Consider the following 21034-nt stretch of genomic DNA (forward strand, 5'->3'; position numbering starts at 1 on the left):
GCGGCCGAGCATGTGGGCGTGGCGCCCGCCGACGCAGCCGCTGCGCTGGCAAGTTTTGAGAGCGTCAAGCGGCGCATGGAGGTGCGCGAGCGCATCACGCTGTCCAAGGCCGCAGCCCACACCTCCGACGTAGATTTGCCGCCGGTCACGATCTACGACGACTTTGCGCACCACCCCACCGCCATCCGCACCACCCTGGACGGCTTGCGCCGCAGGGTGGGTGGCGCGCGCATTCTGGCAGTGTTCGAACCGCGCTCCAACACCATGAAGCTCGGCGCGATGAAAGCGCAATTGCCCTGGAGTCTGGAGCAGGCCGACCTGGCGTTTTGTCACAGTGCTAGCTTGGGCTGGGACGCGTCAGAGGCGCTCGCGCCCATGGGTGCGCGCTCCGAGGTGATAGACACGGTGGACGCGTTGGTGGCACGCATCGCACACGTGGCACGCCCGGGCGACCACATCGTGTGCATGAGCAACGGCGGTTTCGGCGGCATCCACCAAAAGTTGGCCGACGCCCTGCGCGCCCCAAGCGACTAAGCGCCGGTCTAGGCGCCAGCCATTTGCTTGCGCCGCGCCTGAACACCCTCGGACAAAAGCGCCAAAGTCTTGAGCGAATCGTCCCAACCCAGGCACGCATCGGTGATGCTCTTGCCGAACTCGAGTTGGTCCACACGGTCCTTGCCAGGCGTGAACTTCTGGGCACCTGCTTGCAGATGGCTCTCCACCATCACGCCGAAAACGCTGCGCGATCCGGATGCGAGCTGGGTGGCGATGTCGGCGGCGACGGTCAACTGCTTTTCGTGCTGCTTGCTGCTGTTGGCGTGGCTGCAATCGACCATCAGCGTGGCGCTTAACTTGGCTCGGGCCAACTCGGCGCAGGCCTCGGCCACGCTCTGGGCATCGTAGTTGGGCGCCTTGCCACCGCGCAGAATCACGTGGCAATCCGGGTTGCCCTTGGTCTGCACGATGGCGACCTGACCGTTTTTATGCACCGACAAAAAGTGGTGCCCACCGGCTGCCGCCTGGATCGCGTCGGTGGCGATTTTGATGTTGCCATCGGTGCCGTTCTTGAAGCCGATGGGTGCCGACAAACCGGAGGCCAATTCGCGGTGCACCTGGCTCTCGGTGGTGCGCGCGCCAATCGCACCCCAGGCGATCAAGTCGCCCAGGTACTGCGGCGAAATCACGTCCAAAAACTCGCTGGCTGCGGGCAATCCCAGGCGGTTGATCTCGATGAGCAGTTGGCGCGCAATGCGCAGACCCTCGTCGATGCGAAAGCTCTCGTCCAGGTACGGATCGTTGATCAGCCCTTTCCAACCGACCGTGGTGCGTGGCTTCTCGAAGTACACCCGCATCACGATTTCCAGCGTGTCGGCGTAGGCGATGCGCTGCGCCTGGAGGCGGCGGGCGTACTCCAGTGCCGCGCCGGGGTCGTGGATGGAACACGGCCCGATGATGACCAGCAGCCGGTCGTCCTTGCCCGCCATGATGTTGTGGATGGTGCGGCGGGTGTCGGAGATCAAGCCCTCGACTGCGGTGCCACGGATCGGGAAAAAGCGCACCAGGTGCTCGGGCGGTGGTAACACGGTGATGTCCTTGATGCGTTCGTCGTCGGTGATTCCGGTGCGGTCGCCGTGCGGTTCGGCGCTGCGGTGGCTGGAAGCGGTCATGTGGGGAACTCCAGGGTCGTGGGTGAATGAACATAAAAAAACCGCCGGGGGAGCCGGCGGTTTTTGGAGGGTTCGGAACGTTTACTTCAGCACGCTTCAAATCTCTCTACCGCCGCAGGCGCTTGAGAACCAAAAGAAGCCAAAAAAATAAGAACGCGAAACCATGGACGGCAATGTAGCACAGCTTTTGCGGACCACGCTCAGGCGGTTCCGCCCACAGTCAGGCCATCGATGCGCAGCGTGGGCTGCCCCACTCCGACCGGCACGCTTTGCCCTTCTTTGCCGCAGGTGCCCACCCCGCTGTCCAGCCGCATGTCGTTGCCAATCATGCTGACCCGCGTCAGCGCGTCGGGGCCATTGCCCACGATGGTGGCGCCCTTCACCGGATACAAAACCTTGCCGTTCTCCACCCAGTAGGCCTCACTGGCGGAAAACACAAACTTGCCGCTGGTGATGTCGACTTGCCCACCACCGAAGTTGGTGGCGTACAGACCCTTCTTGATGCTCTTGACGATCTCTTGCGGGTCTTTGTCGCCGCCCAGCATGTAGGTGTTGGTCATGCGCGGCATGGGGATGTGCGCATAACTCTCGCGGCGGCCGTTGCCGGTAGGGGCCACGCCCATCAGGCGCGCGTTCATCGCATCTTGGATGTAGCCCTTCAAGATGCCGTCTTCGATCAGCACATTTCGCTGGCTGGTGTTGCCCTCGTCATCCACATTGAGCGAGCCGCGCCGGTCGGCCAAGGTACCGTCGTCCAACACGGTCACTCCTTTGGCAGCAACCCGCTGGCCGATGCGGCCACTGAAGGCGCTAGAGCCTTTGCGGTTGAAGTCACCCTCCAGGCCGTGGCCAATCGCCTCGTGCAACAAGATGCCTGGCCAGCCAGGGCCCAGAACCACCGTCATTTCGCCCGCAGGCGCTGGGCGGGCGTCCAGGTTGGTAAGGGCGGCGTGCACCGCTTCATTGACGTAGGTGGCAATCTGCTCGTCGGAAAAGTAAGCTAAACCGAATCGGCCACCGCCACCGCTGGAGCCCATCTCGCGGCGGCCCTTCTGCTCGGCAATCACCGTCACCGACAGGCGCACCAAGGGACGCACATCCGCAGCTATGGTGCCGTCGGCGCGGGCAACCAACACCACGTCGTACTCACTGGCCAAGCCAGCCATCACCTGGGCGACCCGTGGATCTTTGGCACGCGCCAGCCGCTCTACTTTGCCCAACAAAGCCACCTTGGTGACGCTGTCTAAGGTGGAAATGGGGTCCACGCCGGTATACAGCGCACGGCTCGAAGCGAGCTTTCGACTGGCGGCCTTGACGCGTCCGCCCTTTGCCGCCGCAGAGATGGTGCGCACCGTACGGGCGGCGTCGAGGAGAGACGCTTCAGAGATGTCATCCGAGTAGGCGAACGCTGTTTTTTCGCCGCTAACCGCACGCACGCCAACGCCTTGGTCGATGCTGAACGAGCCGCTCTTGACAATGCCTTCCTCCAGACTCCAACTCTCAGAGCGGGTGTACTGAAAGTACAAATCGGCCTCGTCGACAGCGTGGGCGCGGATCTCGCCCAGCGCTTTGGACAAGTGCGACTCGTCCAAGCCGAAAGGTGTGAGCATCAGGGACTTGGCGATCGCCAAGCGTTCAAGGGTAGGTTCGCGGGAGATCATCCGGTCATTTTAGGTGTGTGCGGACCGCGGCTGGCGCAGCGACGATCTATGCCCTTTGGGACGCGCAGGGGCAGTCAATGGCGCGTGAGCGCTCACCCGTTGGCTTACATGCTGGCGTGGCAAAAGAGCATCCACCAGAAACGTTCATGTCTAGCTTTGCACCAGCCGCTTCGAGTTTGCAATGGACATCAATATCCCTAGCGCCAAGCCCAGGGTCACCATGGCGGTACCGCCGTAGCTGATGAAGGGAAGTGGCACGCCCACCACCGGCAAGATGCCGCTGACCATTCCCATGTTGACGAAAGCGTAGGTGAAAAAAATCATGGTGACGCTGCCCGCCAGCAAGCGGGCAAACAAAGTGGGTGCTTCCAGTGCGATGGCCAGGCCGCGAAAGATCAAAAACAAAAAGGCCGACAGCAGTAACAAGTTGCCCGCCAGCCCAAACTCCTCGGAAAAGGCGGCAAAAATGAAGTCGGTGGTGCGCTCGGGAATGAACTCCAGGTGGGTTTGGGTGCCTTGCATGAAGCCCATTCCAAAGAAGCCGCCCGAGCCGATGGCTATCATGCCCTGGATGATGTGAAAGCCCTTACCCAGCGGATCGCGAGTGGGGTCCAGCAAGGTGCAGATGCGCTGCTGCTGGTAATCGTGCAGCACCGCCCAGCGCAGCCCCTCGGCGCACAAGGTGGGCTCCAGCACCACCAGCAACACGATACCCACCACCGCCGCCAACACCGGCGGAACCACCAGCTTCCACGGCATGCCAGCAAAGAAGATGACCGACAGACCTGCAGCGAGCACCAGCAAGGATGTGCCGAGGTCGGGCTGCTTCATGATGAGCAGCACCGGCACCGCCAGCAGGACCCCGGCCACCAAAAAATCCAGGGGCCTCAGCTGGCCCTCGCGCTTTTGAAACCACCATGCCAGCATCAGCGGCATCGCGATCTTGAGTATCTCGCTGGGTTGGATGACCAAGCCCACATCGATCCAGCGTTGCGCGCCCTTTTTGGTGATACCCACCAGCTCCACCCCCACCAACAAGGCGACGCCGACCAGGTACAGCGGCACCGCCAAAGCCATCAGGCGCTGGGGTGGCACTTGCGCCACCACAAACATAATGGCCGCAGCAATCAGCATGTTGCGGCCGTGATCCACGAAGCGGGTGCCGTGGTCCCAACCAGACGAGTACATGGTCAGCATGCCAGCAAAAGCCAGTACCAGAACGGCCAGCGCCAAGGGGCCATCAAAGCCCGCAAACCAGGGAGCTAGGCGTCGGCGAAGTGAAGGTTGACCAAAACGGGTTGCCATGGCCTGCGATTATCTCGCGCACCTTGCTCAAGCCGCGCCGCGCAGAACGCTAGCCAACCCAGCGATTGAGTTCGATGATGGGCATCAGCACCGCCAGTACGATCAACATCACGATCAAGCCCATGGCGACGATGAGCAGGGGCTCCAGAACAGTGGCTAGCGCCAAGGAGCGGCGTTGTACTTCGGTGCTGAACTGGCGCGCGGCGCGCTCTAGCATCTCGGGCAACTGGCCCGTTTGTTCGCCTAGCCGGGCGAACATGGACAGCAGGCCAGGGAAACGCTTTTTTTGCGCCAGAGCCGATGCCAGGGGCGCTCCCTCACGCACCAGCACCAGCGCGTCTTGTGCATCGCGGCGCAGCGCATGGTTGCCCAAAGTGTCCGAGGCCGCCTGCAGCGAACGCAAAATCGGCACCCCAGCGGCGCACAACATGGACAAGGTGCTGGCAAAGCGCGCCGCGTTGTACAGGCGCGCGAGCTTGCCCACCACCGGCAGGTTCAACCAGGCCGCATCAAAGCGCTCACGCACAGGTGCCCTTTGCAGCATCCAGCGGCCTACGCCCGCAATGCAAGCCAGTACCAGCAAAGCCAGCCACCCATAGCCGCGCACCAAGTCGCTCACCAAAAGCATCACACGGGTCAACCAAGGCAGTGCGTGTTTGGTACCGGCAAACACCTGTGCCACCTGCGGCACGACGTAGCCCACCAAAAACAGCACGATAACCAAGGCAACCAAGGAGACGATGGCCGGGTACAGCGCCGCGCCAATCAACTTGGACTTGAGCACCTGCCGTTCTTCCAGGTCCTCGGCTAGGCGCAAGAGGACCAGCCCCAAATGGCCGCTTTGCTCACCGGCACCGACCACCGCCACAAAGATGTCTGCAAACTCGCGCGGGTGCTCGCCCAAGGCCTTGGCAAAGCTGCTGCCACCGTTCACCGCGGCCCGCAGAGCAGCATTGAGGTTGCGCTCGCTCTCGCGGTCTGCTTCTTCGGCCAACGACCCCAGCGCGCGCTCCAGAGGCAGACCGGAGCTGACCAGTGAGGCCAGCTGACGCGTCCAGACCGCCAACTGGTTCGCAGTGAAGACCCGGGCTGTCCACCAACCTGTCGATGGACTGCCGGCGCTGCCACGCACCGCCTGGCCCAAAGCCACCTGCTCTACCGCCAAGGGAATCATCGCCTGGGCCCGCAGCTGGGCGCGGGCCGACTTAGCGCTGTCGGCCTCCAAGGTCCCTTTATGGGCTTGGCCTTGTTGGTCCAGCGCTGAAAAAGTGTAGGCGGGCATGCTTGGAACATACCACGAGCCCCCACGCCAACGCGCTCAGTGACAATGTGCCATGCGTCCGACTTTGCACCCCTCTTCCCGTCCCATCGGCGAGCGCGCGTCGGCGCTGGACAGCTTGCGCGGCTTCGCCATGCTCTGGATGACCGGTTTTCACCTGTGCTTTGACTTGCAGCACTTTGGCCACCTGCAGGCCGACTTCTATAACGACCCGTTTTGGACGGTGCAACGCAGCGCCATCGTCACCCTGTTTGTGTTTTGTGCGGGCATGGGCCAGGCGTTGGCAGCGCACCAAGGGCAGGGCTGGCCGCGCTTTTGGCGGCGCTGGCGCCAGATCGCGTTGTGCGCTGTCTTAGTGACTGTGGGCTCGGTGGTGATGTACCCAGACAGCTTTATCTACTTCGGCATCTTGCATGGCCTGGCACTGATGTTGATCGTGGCGCGGGCCACGCAGCACTGGGGGCGCTGGCTGTGGCCGCTCGGGGCGCTGGCCATGCTGCTGCCGATACTGGCCAAAGGTGCCCACCAGCAGTTCCCTGCTTTGGAGTTCTTGAACACACCGGCCTTCAATTGGCTTGGGCTTATCAACCGCAAACCAGTGACCGAGGACTACGCGCCACTGATGCCGTGGCTGGGCGCCATGTGGTGGGGCGTGGCCAGCGGCCAGTGGTGTTTGCAGCACAGGGCGCACTGGCTAACCCACGGCGGTGTGCCTCTGCTGGCGCGGTTGGGACGCTGGAGCCTGTCGTACTACATGGCGCACCAGCCAGTGCTGATCGGTGGCTTGCTGGCCTGGGGCTGGCTCAGTCGCGGGTAACGCGCACCAGCTCTTCGGCGGTGGTTACGCCACCGGCTACCAAACGCGCGCCATCGTCGCGCATGAGCACCATGCCCGCAGCCAGTGCGGCAGCACGCAGCTCGGCCTCGGATGCTTTTCGGTGGATCAAGGCGCGCTGCGCTTCGTCCGTTACCAGCAGCTCAAAGATGCCGGTGCGGCCGTGGTAGCCCGTGTGTGCGCATACCGCGCAGCCAGTTCCTGCGCAGGCGATGCATGTCTTGCGCACTAGCCGCTGGGCCAGCACACCCAGTAGGCTGGAACTCAGCAAGAAAGGTTCAATCCCCATGTCGGTCAGGCGGGTCACCGCACTGGCAGCGTCGTTGGTATGCAAGGTAGCCAGCACCAGATGGCCGGTTAGCGAGGCCTGGATGGCAATCTGCGCGGTCTCGAAATCGCGGATCTCGCCGATCATGATTACGTCTGGGTCTTGGCGCAGGATGGCGCGCAGCGCCTTGGCAAATGTCAGGTCAATCTTCGGGTTGACCTGGGTTTGCCCGACACCGGCAAGCTCGTACTCGATCGGGTCTTCCACCGTCATGATGTTGCTGCGCCCGGCGTCCAAGCGGCTCAATGCAGCGTACAACGTGGTGGTCTTGCCTGAGCCGGTCGGGCCGGTCACCAAAATGATGCCGTGCGGCTGGTCGATGAGGTGCTGTAAGCGCCGCAGCACCTCGCCATGCAGACCGACCGCCTCAAGCTCCAGCTTGTTTTGACTTTTGTCGAGCAGGCGCAGCACCGCGCGCTCTCCGTGGGCGCTGGGCAGGGTACTGACCCGCACATCCATGGCGCGGGTGCCAATGCGCAGCGAGATACGGCCATCCTGCGGCAGGCGCTTCTCGGAGATGTCAAGCTGCGCCATGATTTTGAGGCGCGAGATCAGCGCCGCATGCAGCGCTCGGTTGGGCTGCACCACCTCGCGCAGCGTGCCGTCCACCCGAAAGCGCACGCTGCTGTGCCGCTCGTACGGTTCGATATGGATGTCGCTCGCGCCGTCGCGCGCGGCCTGCGTGAGCAAGGCGTTGAGCATGCGGATGATGGGCGCGTCGTCGGCGGTTTCCAAAAGGTCTTCCACGGCGGGCAGCTCTTGCATCATGCGCGAGAGGTCGGCGTCGCTTTCCACCTCGCTGACCACCGAGGCCGCGCTGGACTCACCTTGCGCATAGGCCGCGCTGATGCGCTGCTGCAAGCCCGCCGCTGCTTCCACTTCCACCCGGTGTGCGCGGTGGCGGCGCATCACCTCCGCGATGCCAGCCGTAGGACTTTGCGGGTGCACCCACAAGGTCAGCGTGTCACCGCTGTCTTCCAGCAGCAGTTGCTGGTTGCGGGCGAACGCGTAGGGCAGCGGGTAGCGCATGGTGGCTATTGCGGCAGGGCCGCACCGGGTGCAGCGGGCAGTGGCGCCACTGGCATCGACGTTGCAGGCTGTGGCGCGGCCTGCGCAGGCGCAGCCGGAACGCCGGTGGCGGGGACAGGTGCGCCCGTGGCGGGCGGTGCCAAGGCCGGGCCAGGCAGTATCGGTGCTGCGTTGATGGGCAGGCGGTCGTTCTCCAGCGGCTGCGCATCGGTTTGTACTTTGCGCATCTGTTCGTAGCGACCTGCGGACAAGGCCTCGGCACCCGCCGCATCACGCACCACCACCGGGCGCAGGAACACCATCAGGTTGGTCTTTTTGCGGCTGCGCGATTCGCTCTTGAACAGATTTCCAAATATGGGGATGTCCGCCAGCCCCGGGACTCGGTCATCGTTACCCGAGTAGTCGTCTGACAGCAAGCCACCGAGCACTACGATGGCGCCGTCCTCAACCAACACGTTGGACTCAATGGAGCGCTTGTTGGTGATCAGTCCCGTTGAGGAGTTGACGCTGGACGACTGCACGCTGGAGACCTCTTGAAAGATCGACAGCTTGACGGTGCCGCTCTCGCTGATTTGCGGCTTGACTTTGAGCGTCAGCCCCACGTCTTTGCGCTCGATCGTCTGGAACGGGGTCACCGTTGCGCCGTTGCCGCCCCCACCCGAGTTGGTGTACTGGCCGGTAACGAAGGGCACGTTCTGTCCGATCACGATCTTGGCTTCTTCGTTGTCCAAGGTCAGCAGGTTGGGTGTGGACAGGACGTTGCCATCCTCGTTTGCCTCCAAAAAGCGCGCCAAAAAGCCTAGCGTGTAAACCCCCTTGGTGTACTGCGTGGCCACACCCACATTCAAGCCGTTGCCGGGCAGCGCCACACCGCCAGCCTGCGCGGACAGACTGATAATATTTCTGCCGGCGGTTCCAAAGTTGGTACCCAGAAGGCCTATGGTGCCGCCGCTGGTGTTGCCGATGGGGCCTTGCCACTGGATGCCAAATTCGGCGGCGCGCGCGGCGTTCACCTCAACAATCAGGCTCTCCACAAACACCTGCGCTCGCCGGGCATCGAGCATGCGGATGACCTCACGCAACTGGCGGTACTGCGGGTCGGGCGCAGTGATGATCAGCGCATTGGTGGCCACATCGGCCTGAATCTGACCGGCGGTGCTGGTCGGACTGGCTGCTGCGCTGGCGGCCACACTGCCTGCGCCTACGCCCGCGCCTGCACTCGGCGTGCCCGGGCTGCGAACCTCGCCAGACAGGACGGCCCGCAGCGTGGCAGCTAGCTTGGTGGCGTCAGCGTTCTTCAGGTAGACCACGTGGATGTTGCCGGTACCTGCGCTGCCCTGCACCGCCGGCTGGTCGAGCTTGGCAACAAGCGAACGCACCAGTGCGACGCGGGCAGGATTGGCCGCGCGCAGAATCAACGAATTGCTGCGCGGCTCGGCAATCAGCGTGGTGCGAAAGGAGTTGTCGGTTTGGCCCTGGGCTGCGGCACCTGGTGTGCTCGAATCGGCCAAGCGCAGCACCAAGGGCGCCAGGTCGGACGCAATCGCATGCTTGAGGCTAATGACCTCGACTTCGGTACCGTTGGCCACGTCGCTGGCCGCAATGATGCGGGCGATGCGCTGCAGGTTGTCGGCGTAGTCGGTAATGATCAAGGAGTTATTGCCTGGGTTGACGTTGATCACGTTGTTGGGGCTGATCAACGGGCGCAGCACCGGCAACAGGTTGCTGGCATTCTCGAAATTGAGCTTGAAGATTTGCGTCATTACCTGGCTGCTGCCACCCGCGCCCCCACCGGTCAGCGCACCCGCATTCACTGCGCCGCTTTGCAGCTTGGCTTCGGCCTCGGGCACCACCTTGTCAAGCCCCCCGGACTCCACCACCGTGAAGCCCTGCAGCCTCAGCGCCGCCAAAAACTGGTTGTAGGCCGCGTTGGGCGACAAGGGTTTGTCACTTTGCAGGGTGATAGTCCCTTTCACCCGGGGGTCCACTACGACTTGGCGGCCGGTGATTGCCGCCATGGCGCGAGCCACCGCTTCGATGTCCGCATTGCTAAAGCTCAGGGTGACCGGCCCGCCCGCTGGCGCTGCGGCCTGGGCGCGCACCGGCTGCGGCAACGCCGCAATCAAACTGGCAAACAGCAGCAAGGCCGCAGCAGCTTGGGCAGCCCGTGAGGGCGCAGCGCAGGTTGCTCGCGCTCCGGCCGATGGCACCGTGGTGGGCGGGGCTGCGTGCGCCACGCAGGAGGCGTTCGCTACGCACAAAGAAGACAGTCGAAGTAGACGTGGCATAGCACTAGCCCAAGGTGATAACGGAGCGTGCACCGTCGCGGCGCCCGATGATATTGAGAAGGTTGGAGAGTTCCTGCGCATGCTCGGGCGTGGCGCTGGCTTCGCCTTCAAAGCGCAAGCGTCCGGCCGTCCAGCGCCCCTGACCCTGAAGTTGCAGCGCGCCACGTTGGGTGGACAGCGTCAACGCAGGCTGGTCGCCGCCTGTGACACCTAGGCGGTAACTGCCCAGCGGGCGCAGGCCCGACAGGCGCGACTGCATTTCCTGCGCGTCGAGCTGGACGCTGCCTTGCAAGGTCCAACGGTCGAACGTCGTGGTAAGCACCATGGCGGAGGTGTCGAGTACCAGGTTGCCCTGAAGCTGCAGCGTGTTCCAAGGCGTGCCCAAACCCGCCAGCACAGACGCTGGCCAGCGCGATTGGTGGCGCGCAATATGCAGCGTCCAACCCGGCCAGGCTGGCGCAAGCGCAAGCTCCAAAGGATCGGTGGTACAGCAATCGGCGCCCAGCTTCAGGCGCAGCGTGCCCCAACCCGGCGCCAGCGACCAGTGCACCCGCCCGGGCAGGCGCGCCGCATCACGGCTGCCAGCGCCGCCAGTAAGTGTGAGCCCGGCAGAGCCCGACCATACGGTGCCGGTGGCGTCAGTGAGCAGCACCTTGCCCTGGGTGGTCGCAGCGACCGTGCGCACCAACCAGGCAGCGGGCGCCCACCAAAGCGTGGCCAACACAGCGCCAACCAGCAGACCGCAAGCAGCCCAGGTCCAAGCGGCGGCGGTAGAGTTGGAAGACGGCGTGCGCTGCATTTACGGAGTCCGTGCGTCGAGCGCAGGCAGTCGGTACACCAAGGTGCCACTCCAAGCCGGCACGGGCCCCGGATCGCGCACCCACCGCGCCTCGACGGGCTGCAGCCGCGTCCCCACCTGCGGTTGCACCAGCCACTGGGCGAGTGCGTCGGCGCTGACCTGCTGCAACTTGACCGTCGCCACCTCGCCGACCACCTGCAAGCTGGCTCCACTACCCAAGGCGGAAACCGCCGTCTGCAAGGCCTGCAAGGCATCGGCCGGGGACAAGGTGGCCTGGGCCTGCAATGTTTGCGCGCGCAACTGCAAAGCCAGCATGCGATCGCGCTGCTGCTCCAACTGCAGGCGCTGCGCCGGCGCCTTTGTGAGGGTGCCCAGCGCAGGCGCCAGGACCACCCACCACACCAATGCGAAGCCGACGACAACAACGGCCGTCTGCAAGGCGCGCCGCTCACGCGGCGCCAGCGCGGCAAAGCGCGTGGCGAGCGCAGCGCGCAGCGTACGCCATCCAGTCCAAGCGCTTGCTGGTGCAGACATGATCACGGAGCCCCTTGTTGCGAGAGCACCAACTGGTCACCCTGCAACTTCGCGGTCCAACCTTGGCCACCCAAGACTGCGGTCAAGTCGGCCGCATCCTGGTCGCTGAGTTGGCTGGCCCGCACACGCAAAGCGCCGGCAGAGAAATCCAGGGTGGTCACCGGCTTGTTCACTCCCAGCACGGTGCCGACCGCGGTGAGAAGCCGGGCCAGATCGGCCCCCTCCTGGCCACGGGCGCGAGCCAGCGCAGCCACCTCGCGCTGCATCTGCAGCGGTGCATCGATGACAACCGGCACGTTGGGAAAGGTTTCCAACAACACCGAGCGGACCGCGGCGCGCTGGGCTTCGAGCTGGGCTTCTTGCTTGTAGGCCAAAGCATTGAGCGCCACCATCTGCAGCAGCAGCAAGGCCAGCAGACCATAGCGTAAGGGCTGCCAGTGTTTCGCATGGAGCAGCTCTGACCAGGCTGCCGCCATGCGGCGCGACAGCCGCCCGCTTTGGGACGGTTTGAACTCCAATTGCGCCAAGTTCCAGGGCGAGCGTGCCGCCGCAATCCAACGCTGCGCCGAGGTTTGTGCCACAGCCGGCACGCCAAAGCACTGTTCGGCCAGGCCCATCACCGACGGTTCTGCCAGCAACTCCAACGGGTGATGCGGCTGGGCCAGACGGGCCACCGCATCACCCAAGGGCAGCAAGCTTACCCCGGCCGCTGTGCACAAGGCGGCCTGGGCCGGGGCGAGCGCGTCAGTCACCGTCACTCGGGCAGTGGCCGGGTCTGGCATCGGCTCGTATTCGGCCACCAACCGGGCAAGCTGGAGACCAGCCACATCAAGCGCTTGCACAGCGGCACGCAGCCAGGCGCGGTCGCACGTCGCCACCCACAGCGTCTGCGCAGCCGCACCGCCAAAGACAGCGAAGTGCAGCTGCACGGGCTCGTCAAGCAAATGCTCTTCCAATGCACCACCCAGCACCGCGCGGGCGCGTTGGGCATCGGTGCGACCCGCCAGCAGGCCAGCAACCACCCGCGCCGGCAGCACCAAGCTGTGCCACGACAGCATGGCGCCGGGAATGACAGCCACCACCTCTTTGGCTTGGCGCGCACTGTGCGGGAGCAGCGAGGCCAGCGCGCGCCCATGCGCATCCGACAGTCCGTCGTCGCGCAGCACGACAAAGTCGTACTCTGGCGCGTGGGGACCGGATGCAAGGGGCAGGGAAAGAATCAGGGTCGACATGGGCGTGGGATGGCGGTCATTGTAGAGACGCGGCAACCGCACCGGCTGGCGACGACAGGGCCTCTCGCGCGCGCCACAACACCGTGACTGTGGTGCCGTCTCGGCTTACCAGCGAGGCTTCCTGCACCACCGTATTGCCCAGGCGCAGCTGCCCATGCACCATGAAGTACCGCGAGGCGACCGCCAGGCGAGCCACGTCGACTTGGTCGACCCTCAACTTGGCCGCCTCCAGTGCCTGGGCCACGTTGGCGTAATGGGTCAATGCGCGCTGGGTCACCATCTGCTGCGCCAGGCGCAGGTCCACGCCTGGCAGCGCCGCAGACAGCACTTGCGCGGGCGCAGTATTGAGGTTCACCGGCGTGCGGGTGGGCAGCCAGGTGACATACGGGCGCAGCGCCTGCAGGCTGCTGCTGGGCAGGCCTAACCAAAGAAGATGCTCCAAGCGCTGGGGGCCAAGCACCCCCGGCGCATCCGCAACGGGTGGTCCTGGGCGGTTGGCAAGCAGCAGCTGATCAGCCAAACGTGCGAGCTGCGACTTGGGAATTCCCAGTTGCTTGAACAGGCGGTCAAACGCGGCATAGTCGGCGCCCGACACCTCGCCGCCTTCGACCAGGTTGGCCAGGTTAAGCAAGCCTTGTTGGTCGGTAACTTGGCCCGACAAAAAGGCCTCCATCGCACCGTCGGTGTTGTTCTGGTCCACCGCCAAAAAGCTCGAAAGGCGTGCCTCAGCCAGAGGCAAGGCCCAAGGCTCGGAGAGGTGGTCCACCGCGCTGGTGCGGGCGTCTTCGCGCAGGATGAGGCGGGCCCAGTCCAGCGCACCGGTCAGCACCCAGGTCATCTGCGTGCGGGTTCGCTCGGCACTTTCCACTTCGACCGCGCGCCACTGCTGCCACAACGCCGCCGACGCCAGCGTGGCCACCAGGGTGACGGTGAGCATGGCGGTCAGGATGGCTGCGCCGCGCTGGCGCGCCGAAGGCTGGTGCAAAGACGCTGGCCTCATGACTTGGGGCCCGCCACCGCGGGACGAATCCAGTCGCGCGTCAGCTTGCCAGCCAGCACACCGCCGCTGGGCAGCGTCAGGACCAGGCGCACTGCGTCGGGCGTGGCGGTGGCGTTCTCGGCGCTGGATAGCGGATTGCTCCAGGCGTCATTTCGGAAGTAGAAGATCTGCCAGTCTGAAAGCGGCAGCACCGCTAGTTCTTGCAGGCGCTCGGCATCGCCCGGGTTCTGGCCCCAGAGTGCAGCCTGAGCCCAGGCCGCGCGCCAGGCCAGCGGGTCGCGAATGGGCGGCGACTGCCAGCGAAGCCAGTGCGGCACGCCTTGCACCTCGCGACGGCCCCACGCCACCACCCGCAGGCCGAACTGCGCTCCGGCGGGGTCGGTGCGGGTCAGGCGCAGCACCTGCCCATTCCAGTCCAGGGCGGCGGGCGCGGACGGGTCCGGCTTGGCGGGGCCGGGCTTGGGCGGGTCCACCATGGCGTCCAAGTCCACCCCCCATTGCGCCATGCCAGTTTGCAGCACCATGAGTGCGTCGGAGCGTTGCTGGGTGTGGGTGGTGGCGCGGGCCATGGCGTCGAGCCCGCGCCAAGCCATCACCGACATCAAGGCCATCACTGCCAACGCCACCAGCAGCTCCACCAAGGTAAAGCCGCGCAATGTGCGCGCTGACGTGCCCTGCGTACACATCAGTAACGCCCCACCACCGTAGTGAGTTGGAGCAGCGGGGTCTGCCCGCGCAGTACCTTGGCCTGCACGCGCATGAAGTTGGGGTTGGGCGTGGGCCGCACACTGGCTACCACCTGCAATTGTTGCCCCGCTTGCTCGCACACCTCTTCGGTGTCGCCCGCCGAGGGAAGTTGCCTCGTGAGGCGGATGCGGATGAGCGCGTTTTCGGCACACCACTGGGCGATTAAGGCGTCGGACTGGCGCTGTGCGTTGGACGCCAGTGCGCTGCTGGCCTTGATGCCCGCAGTCAGCGCAATCGCCACGATGCCCAGCGCCACCAGCACTTCCACCAGCGTAAAGCCCCACTGGCGCCGGCGTGCCAAGGGTCGGTGGCCTGTGGGCCTGCGCCCACCGAACGGATGCGCCTGGCTCCGGTGCACGCCTTGCAACTGGGCCGTGGCCGCAGGCCCGGCCATCATGGGCGCTCCACCTGGAAGGGGCGCAGCCCGTCGCTGGCCACACGCCAACCAGGCGCCGAAGGCTGGCTACCGCGCAAGGTGACGCCTTGCGGCGCCAGGATAGGCTCTGGACCCAGCACGAGCCAGGCACCGACCGGCGCGCGCGTGGCGGAGTCCAGCCAGTTGCTGGGCAGGGAGTCGGGCTGCACGCCCTCAAACCGAAAGCCGCTGGGCGTGACCCGCCAACGCACCACCGTGCCGGTCAGGCGGGACTGGGCGCGGGCTGACTCCAACAGGCTGGCCAGACGCTGCGCCTCGCGCTCCAGTTGGGCCTGGCCGCTGTCTGGCAAAGCCATGGCCACGCCGGCCGCCGCAATGGCGATGATGGACACCACCACCAGCAGCTCCAGGAGAGTCACGCCACGGACGACCCACGCAGCCGCTGTGGTGGCGGTGTGTCGGGGCTGCCGACCCATCGCGAGGCTACTGCCAGCTGCCGATGTCGGCACCGGTGCCCTCACCACCAGCTGTGCCATCGGAACCGAAGGACATCACATCGATCTCACGCTGGATGCCAGGGTTAAGGTACTGGTAGGGGCGGCCCCAAGGATCGTCGGGCAGTTTGTCGAGGTAAGGCCGCCAGTTGGGCGGAATGGGGTCCACGCTGGGCTTGGCCACCAACGCCTGCAGACCCTGCTGCGCGCTGGGGTAGCGCTGGTTGTCCAGCCGGTACAGCTTGAGGGCTTGGCCCAGGTTGGCAATGTCGGCCTTGGCGGCGGTGACGCGCGCACTGTCGGCACGGTCCAGCACATTGGGAACGATCAGCGCCGCCAGCACGCCAATGATGACCAGCACCACCATCAACTCAATGAGCGTAAAGCCACCAAGGCGGGTTGCAGCTGTGGATGGACGGGGTCGTTGGAGATGCAAATGGCGTGTCATACAAGAAAGACCCAATAAAGAGCCAAGAAACAAAAAAACAAAGGCCAGAAAACGCAGCCAAGAATCCACGCGACTCTGGGGCGGCAGTCCATGGTAAGGGGTGAAGGAATGCTTACACGATAATCGCAATCATGCAACGGAATGTTTACTCCCCTTGGGCACCGCGGCTCGGCGCATTTTTTTCCGCGCTGCTGCTCGGTGCCAGTGCGGTCTATTGGGCGTTGCAGTGGCAGCAGGCACAACCTGCAGCGCCAGCGTCGGCGGCGGCGCAATCCGAACTCCCCACGGCCGCACTGGGCGCGGTAGTCGGGGTGCTGGGCGGTCGTCCTCAGCCCGTGACCAATGCGCCGGTGCAGGACCGCTCCGAACAGTTCAAACTGGTAGGCGTACTGGCACGCAGCAACGGCCGGGGAGCCGCGATCATCTCTGTCAACGACTTGCCGCCCAAAGCCTTCAGGGTGGGCAGCACTGTCACCGAAGAATGGGTTCTACATACAGTCGCGCCGCGCCAAGCCACCTTGGCGCGCGGCGCTGACCGCAGCCAAACCCACATCCTGGACATGCCCGCGGCCGACGCAACCAACTAAGGCGCTGGGGCCCGCATGGGACAATTCGTTTCATGCATGTACTCTTCGAAGAAGCGGGCCGTTTCATGGCTGGGCGGGTGTTGTCTGAAGCCGAGGCCTCAGCGCAGGTGGAGCTCGACAGCGGCAAGCGCGTAAAAGTCAAAAGTAGCCACCTGCTGCTGCGCTTTGAGACCAGCGCCAGCGCCGCCTGGATGGCCGCCGCGCGCAGTTTGGCCGACACCATCGAGTTGGATTTGGCTTGGGAGTTTTCTCCTGAAGACGAGTTCGGATTCGCCGATCTGGCCCGCGATTACTTCTCTGCGCAAGCCACCCCACAACAACAAGCGGGCATGTTGCTGGCCTTGTTTGAGGCGCCGCACTACTTCCGCCGCGCCGGCAAAGGGCGTTTTCGCAAAGCCTCAGCCGAAGTCATCGCGCAGGCACTGGCAGCCATTGAAAAAAAGCGGCGCGTGGCCGAGCAAATTGCCCAATGGGCCACCGAATTGGGCCAAGGCAGTTGCCCTGCGCCGATTGCAGAACAGCTCTACAAAATCCTGTTCAAACCCGACAAAAACGCGCCCGAGTACAAGGCCGTAGTCGACGCTTCGCGCGCCACCCAAACCGCTCCACTGGCACTGCTGCAAAAGGCGGGAGCAATTGCCTCGCCATACCTGTTCCACTGGAAGCGTTTTTTGATGGAAAACTTTCCCAAGGGCACTGGTTTTCCGGCTTTGGCAGCACCGGCGATTGCCGAACCACTGCCGGTGGCCAGCGTGCAGGCGTTCTCCATTGACGATTCGCAGACCACAGAAATTGACGACGCCCTCTCGGTGCAAGGCCTGGGTAGCGGCACGGTGACGCTGGGCATCCACATCGCCGCACCGGCGCTCGCGGTGCTGCCGGGCAGTGCGGTCGACCTGGTTGGGCGCGCGCGCCTATCCACCGTGTACATGCCGGGCTACAAAGTCACGATGCTGCCCGACGAGGTAGTGCAAACCTACACCTTGCAAGCCGGGCGCAACTGCCCCGCGGTGTCGTTGTACGTCACACTGGACGAAGCCAGCTTGGCAATCCAATCGTCTGAAACCCGGCTGGAGTCGGTGCCCATCGCCCACAACCTGCGCCACGACCAACTCGACGCGGTGGTCACCGAGCCGTGGTTGACCGATCCAAGCTTTGTGCACGGCGCAGACGACCCCACGCCAATGCCCACACTGCGCCGCGAGCTCGCCTTTTTGTTCCGACTCGCCAAGGACCTCAAGGCCAAACGCGAGCTGGTGCGCGGAAAGCCCGAAACATTTAACCGCCCGGACTACAACTTCCGCCTGCAAGGCAACGACGGCCAGGAGCCCCAGGGCACCGAGTTGGTGTCCATCGGCCTGCGTCAGCGCGGCGCGCCGCTGGACCTGATCGTCGCCGAGGCCATGATTCTGGCCAACAGCACCTGGGGCCAGTGGATGGCGGAGCTGGGCGTGCCCGGCATTTACCGTAGCCAGGCGTCGCTTGCGCCCGGCGTCAAAGTGCGCATGGGCACCAAGGCACTGCCGCACGCGGGCATCGGCGTCAAAAGCTACGCCTGGAGCACCTCGCCGCTGCGCCGCTATACCGATCTGGTCAACCAATGGCAAATCATCGCTTGCGCGCGCCACGGCAAGACCGCAGCCCTGGTGGCGCCCTTCAAGCCCAAGGACGCGGACCTGTTTTCCATCATCAGCAGCTTCGATGCCGCCTACAGCGCGTACAACGGCTACCAGAGCGCGATGGAGCGCTTCTGGACCCTGCGCTACCTGCAGCAACTGGGCTGCACCGAACTGACGGCCAGCGTGGTCAAAGACAACCTGGTGCGCGCCGAAGACATTCCGCTGGTGCTGCAGGTGGTAGGTACCCAGGGCCTACCGCGCAATGCCAGAGTACGCGTCAAGCTCGGTGCAATGGACCTGATCACGCTCGACGTGCAGGGCACGGTGATCGAGCGTCTGGACACCCCGGTGGCTGCGAACCCGCAGGGTGGCGATGACTTCGTCGCAGAAGGCCCCGGTGACGACGAGGACAACGATGACGCCATGGCCGGGCCGATCACGATTGCGGTGGACCTGAACGACGCGCCCGAAGCAGCAGGCGACGACCTGCCTGGCAAATCAGCGAGTGCCGAGTCCGCGCCGGCGGAAGACTCCGCACCCGCGCCATGGACAGGTGGCACGCCGTGACACCAACGCGTATCAGCACCCTGCACTGGGCGCTGGGCGCCTCGCTGGCGGTGCATGCCAGCCTGTTGACCGTACGTTTTGTCGCTCCCGAGTCCTTCAACCGGGTGTTTGAAGACACGCCGCTGGAAGTCATTTTGGTCAACGCCCGCAGCAAAGATGCCCCCGAGATGGCCCAGGCCATTGCGCAGGCTTCGCTCAACGGTGGTGGCCAGGCTGAGAGCGGGCGCGCTACCAGCCCACTGCCCGCGTCAGACCTTAGCCAAGCAGGCGAAACCCAAGAGCAAAGCCGCGCCCGTGCACTACAACAAATGCAGGACCAGCAAAACCTGTTGCTGGCGCAAGTGCGCAGCCAAATCAGCGCCCTGCCCCAACCCCAAGAAGCGGGCGATACCGCCAGTGCGGCGCGAGAGGAGCGGCGTCGCCAGCTGGAGAAAATCCTCGCGGAGATTGAGCGACGGATCCAAGCCGAGAACGCGCGCCCGAAGAAAGGCTACATCAGCCCGGTCACGCGCGAAAGCGTGCACGCCGCCTACTACGACGCGTTCCGGCGCGCGGTAGAAGCACGCGGAACCGAGAACTTTCCCACCCTCAACGGCAAGAAGCTGTATGGCGAACTCACCATGGTGGTCACGGTGAACTTCGATGGGAAGGTGCTGTCCACCGAGGTGATGCAAAGCTCGGGCATTCCCACGCTGGACCGCCGTGCCGCTGCCATCGCCCGCACCGCCGGCCCCTTTGGGGCGTTCCCCAAAGCTATGCGCGCACAGATGGACCAGCTGCTGGTCGTGTCGCGCTTTCGCTTTACCCGAGAGGAAACCTTGGAAACCAAGGTATCGACCGGGCCATGACGCTCGAACCATGAAAACTGCACGATGAAGACCGCACTGCGTTGGCTGGTCATGTTTGCACTTGCGGTTGCGGCCATGCAGGTGTTTTTTGTCCTGCGGATTGCGTCTATGGCGGTGGTTGATGTGCAGTCCACCGCCTTCGAGCGCTCGCAGGCGTGGCAGATTGCTCTAGCCCAAGGCGCACTGCCATGGCGACAAGAGTGGGTGGACTACCCGCAGCTATCGGACCGGCTCAAACGCGCCGTCATTGCCTCCGAGGACGACGGCTTTGCCAGCCACGGTGGCGTGGATTGGGATGCGCTGGAAAAAGCCTGGGCCCGCAACACCCGTGCCGAGCAGCGGGCCGAGCAGCGCAAATCCACCCGCCCCCCAAAGGTCGTTGGCGGCTCCACGATCACCCAACAACTGGCCAAGAATTTGTTCCTCTCCGGGGAGCGCACCTTGTTGCGCAAAGGCCAGGAGCTGGTGTTGACCCTGGTGCTGGAGCAACTGCTGTCCAAGGAGCGCATCCTAGAGATCTACCTCAACCATGTGGAGTGGGGCCAAGGCGTGTTTGGCGCGCAGGCCGCCGCGCAGCACTACTTTCGCAAGCCAGTGCAGCAACTCAGCGCTTTTGAAGCCGCCCGACTCGCCGTGATGTTGCCGCGCCCAAAGCACTTTGAGAAGCTGCCCAACTCGGCGTACCTGAGTGGCCGTGCAGCCGTGATCGTGCAGCGCATGGATGACGCACAGCTGCCGCCTTGAGCTTGGGACCAAGCGCCGTCGGTATCATCTCACCCATGCTGGCGACACTGGTGCGTTATTTTTTGCTTGGCGTGGTACGTGTCTTGACCGGCTCACAGGCCCGCTGGCTGGGCTGCCCACCCAAGGCCGAGCAGCGTATCTACTTTGCCAACCACCAAAGCCACGCCGATCTGGTGCTGCTGTGGGCAGCACTTCCGCATGAGTTGCGCAGTGTCACCCGGGCCATCGCCGCACGCGACTACTGGACCAAGACGCCGCTCAAGCAGTGGCTCACCACCCGCGTCTTCCATGTGATCTACGTCTCGCGCGAGCGCAGCGCCGACGAAGACCCGCTAGAGCCGCTGATAGAAGCACTTGAGAACGGCGACTCCATCATCTTGTTCCCCGAAGGCACCCGCGGCCACACTGGCGATCCGCAACCCTTCAAGGCCGGGCTGTACAACCTCGCGCAGCGCTTCCCCAAGGTGGTTCTGGTGCCCGCGTGGATCAACAACGTGCAGCATGTTCTGCCCAAGGGCGAGGTGGTGCCGGTGCCGGTGCTGTGTTCCGTGACCTTTGGTGCGCCCATCGCGCTGCAAGCGGGCGAGGCGCACCGCAGCTTTCTGGAGCGCGCGCGCGCTGCGGTGCTGGCCTTGCGCGATGCTTAG

The 21034-nt window shown here is 64.5% G+C and carries 21 protein-coding genes; 7 read left to right on the forward strand and 14 right to left on the reverse strand.

Translation table 11 applies throughout. The features are described from left to right. Window positions 1-534 (forward strand): glutamate ligase domain-containing protein (locus ACILRC_RS03005; RefSeq protein ID WP_395667865.1); only part of this gene is annotated, 534 nt, incomplete at its 5' end. Window positions 535-542: 8 nt separating this feature from the next. Here the strand turns inward: ACILRC_RS03005 and ACILRC_RS03010 are convergent. The 4 genes from ACILRC_RS03010 to gspF form a co-directional block, all read right to left on the reverse strand. After that, entirely contained in the window at window positions 543-1667 is a 1125-nt protein-coding gene (locus ACILRC_RS03010; protein ID WP_395667866.1) for a 3-deoxy-7-phosphoheptulonate synthase, read from the reverse strand. Window positions 1668-1867: 200 nt separating this feature from the next. After that, on the reverse strand, window positions 1868-3328 hold the full coding sequence (gene tldD / locus ACILRC_RS03015) for a metalloprotease TldD (protein ID WP_395667867.1): 1461 nt from the start codon (window positions 3326-3328) through the stop codon (window positions 1868-1870). A 150-nt stretch (window positions 3329-3478) separates the two neighbouring features. Then, on the reverse strand, window positions 3479-4633 hold the full coding sequence (rodA, locus tag ACILRC_RS03020) for a rod shape-determining protein RodA (RefSeq protein WP_395667868.1): 1155 nt from the start codon (window positions 4631-4633) through the stop codon (window positions 3479-3481). A 49-nt stretch (window positions 4634-4682) separates the two neighbouring features. Further along, a complete protein-coding gene (gene gspF, locus ACILRC_RS03025) occupies window positions 4683-5915 on the reverse strand; it encodes a type II secretion system inner membrane protein GspF (protein ID WP_395667869.1) in 1233 nt (410 codons plus the stop codon). 64 nt (window positions 5916-5979) lie between these two features. Between gspF and ACILRC_RS03030 the strand changes: the two genes are divergently transcribed. Beyond that, window positions 5980-6729 carry a heparan-alpha-glucosaminide N-acetyltransferase gene (locus ACILRC_RS03030; RefSeq protein WP_395667870.1) on the forward strand — a complete coding sequence of 250 codons (750 nt, stop codon included), beginning with the start codon at window positions 5980-5982 and terminating at the stop codon, window positions 6727-6729. On the opposite strand, the gene ACILRC_RS03035 is transcribed toward ACILRC_RS03030, so the two are convergent. The 10 genes from ACILRC_RS03035 to gspG all read right to left on the reverse strand — a co-directional run bounded on the left by ACILRC_RS03035 (window position 6716) and on the right by gspG (window position 16022). Further along, window positions 6716-8104, reverse strand: a complete 1389-nt coding sequence (locus tag ACILRC_RS03035; RefSeq protein WP_395667871.1) for a GspE/PulE family protein — start codon at window positions 8102-8104, stop codon at window positions 6716-6718. The genes ACILRC_RS03030 and ACILRC_RS03035 overlap by 14 nt on opposite strands. Window positions 8105-8109: 5 nt before the next feature. Then, window positions 8110-10314 carry a type II secretion system secretin GspD gene (gspD, locus tag ACILRC_RS03040; RefSeq protein ID WP_395668088.1) on the reverse strand — a complete coding sequence of 735 codons (2205 nt, stop codon included), beginning with the start codon at window positions 10312-10314 and terminating at the stop codon, window positions 8110-8112. An 82-nt stretch (window positions 10315-10396) separates the two neighbouring features. Next, window positions 10397-11191, reverse strand: a complete 795-nt coding sequence (locus tag ACILRC_RS03045; protein WP_395667872.1) for a type II secretion system protein N — start codon at window positions 11189-11191, stop codon at window positions 10397-10399. Then, entirely contained in the window at window positions 11192-11725 is a 534-nt protein-coding gene (gene gspM, locus ACILRC_RS03050; RefSeq protein WP_395667873.1) for a type II secretion system protein GspM, read from the reverse strand. It lies immediately after the preceding gene. Window positions 11726-11727: 2 nt separating this feature from the next. Continuing rightward, a complete protein-coding gene (gspL, locus tag ACILRC_RS03055; RefSeq protein WP_395667874.1) occupies window positions 11728-12957 on the reverse strand; it encodes a type II secretion system protein GspL in 1230 nt (409 codons plus the stop codon). Window positions 12958-12973: 16 nt separating this feature from the next. Then, window positions 12974-13957, reverse strand: coding sequence for a type II secretion system minor pseudopilin GspK (gene gspK / locus ACILRC_RS03060; RefSeq protein WP_395667875.1), 984 nt, complete (start codon window positions 13955-13957; stop codon window positions 12974-12976). Further along, the gene (locus ACILRC_RS03065) at window positions 13954-14643 is read right to left on the reverse strand and encodes a type II secretion system protein J (protein ID WP_395667876.1); all 690 of its coding nucleotides are present in this window, start codon (window positions 14641-14643) and stop codon (window positions 13954-13956) included. The genes gspK and ACILRC_RS03065 overlap by 4 nt, the downstream gene beginning before the upstream one ends. Continuing rightward, window positions 14643-15101 (reverse strand): type II secretion system minor pseudopilin GspI, encoded by a 459-nt coding sequence (gene gspI / locus ACILRC_RS03070; protein WP_395667877.1) that lies wholly within the window; start codon window positions 15099-15101, stop codon window positions 14643-14645. Before gspI ends, ACILRC_RS03065 begins: the two co-directional genes overlap by 1 nt. Further along, window positions 15098-15556, reverse strand: a complete 459-nt coding sequence (locus tag ACILRC_RS03075) for a prepilin-type N-terminal cleavage/methylation domain-containing protein (protein ID WP_395667878.1) — start codon at window positions 15554-15556, stop codon at window positions 15098-15100. The genes gspI and ACILRC_RS03075 overlap by 4 nt, the downstream gene beginning before the upstream one ends. 7 nt (window positions 15557-15563) lie before the next feature. Beyond that, the gene (gene gspG / locus ACILRC_RS03080; RefSeq protein WP_395667879.1) at window positions 15564-16022 is read right to left on the reverse strand and encodes a type II secretion system major pseudopilin GspG; all 459 of its coding nucleotides are present in this window, start codon (window positions 16020-16022) and stop codon (window positions 15564-15566) included. Between the two features lie 131 nt (window positions 16023-16153). Between gspG and ACILRC_RS03085 the strand changes: the two genes are divergently transcribed. The 5 genes from ACILRC_RS03085 to ACILRC_RS03105 are packed head-to-tail and all read left to right on the forward strand — an operon-like array spanning window position 16154 to window position 21034. Then, window positions 16154-16609, forward strand: a complete 456-nt coding sequence (locus ACILRC_RS03085) for a type II secretion system protein N (RefSeq protein ID WP_395667880.1) — start codon at window positions 16154-16156, stop codon at window positions 16607-16609. Window positions 16610-16641: 32 nt separating this feature from the next. Beyond that, entirely contained in the window at window positions 16642-18795 is a 2154-nt protein-coding gene (locus ACILRC_RS03090) for a ribonuclease catalytic domain-containing protein (RefSeq protein ID WP_395667881.1), read from the forward strand. Continuing rightward, window positions 18774-19643, forward strand: coding sequence for a TonB family protein (locus ACILRC_RS03095; protein ID WP_395667882.1), 870 nt, complete (start codon window positions 18774-18776; stop codon window positions 19641-19643). Before ACILRC_RS03090 ends, ACILRC_RS03095 begins: the two co-directional genes overlap by 22 nt. Window positions 19644-19667: 24 nt before the next feature. Then, window positions 19668-20387 carry a monofunctional biosynthetic peptidoglycan transglycosylase gene (gene mtgA / locus ACILRC_RS03100; RefSeq protein WP_395667883.1) on the forward strand — a complete coding sequence of 240 codons (720 nt, stop codon included), beginning with the start codon at window positions 19668-19670 and terminating at the stop codon, window positions 20385-20387. Between the two features lie 35 nt (window positions 20388-20422). Continuing rightward, on the forward strand, window positions 20423-21034 hold the full coding sequence (locus ACILRC_RS03105) for a lysophospholipid acyltransferase family protein (protein WP_395667884.1): 612 nt from the start codon (window positions 20423-20425) through the stop codon (window positions 21032-21034).

This window comes from Rhodoferax sp. (assembly GCF_044236835.1).
GTDB lineage: Bacteria > Pseudomonadota > Gammaproteobacteria > Burkholderiales > Burkholderiaceae_C > Allorhodoferax.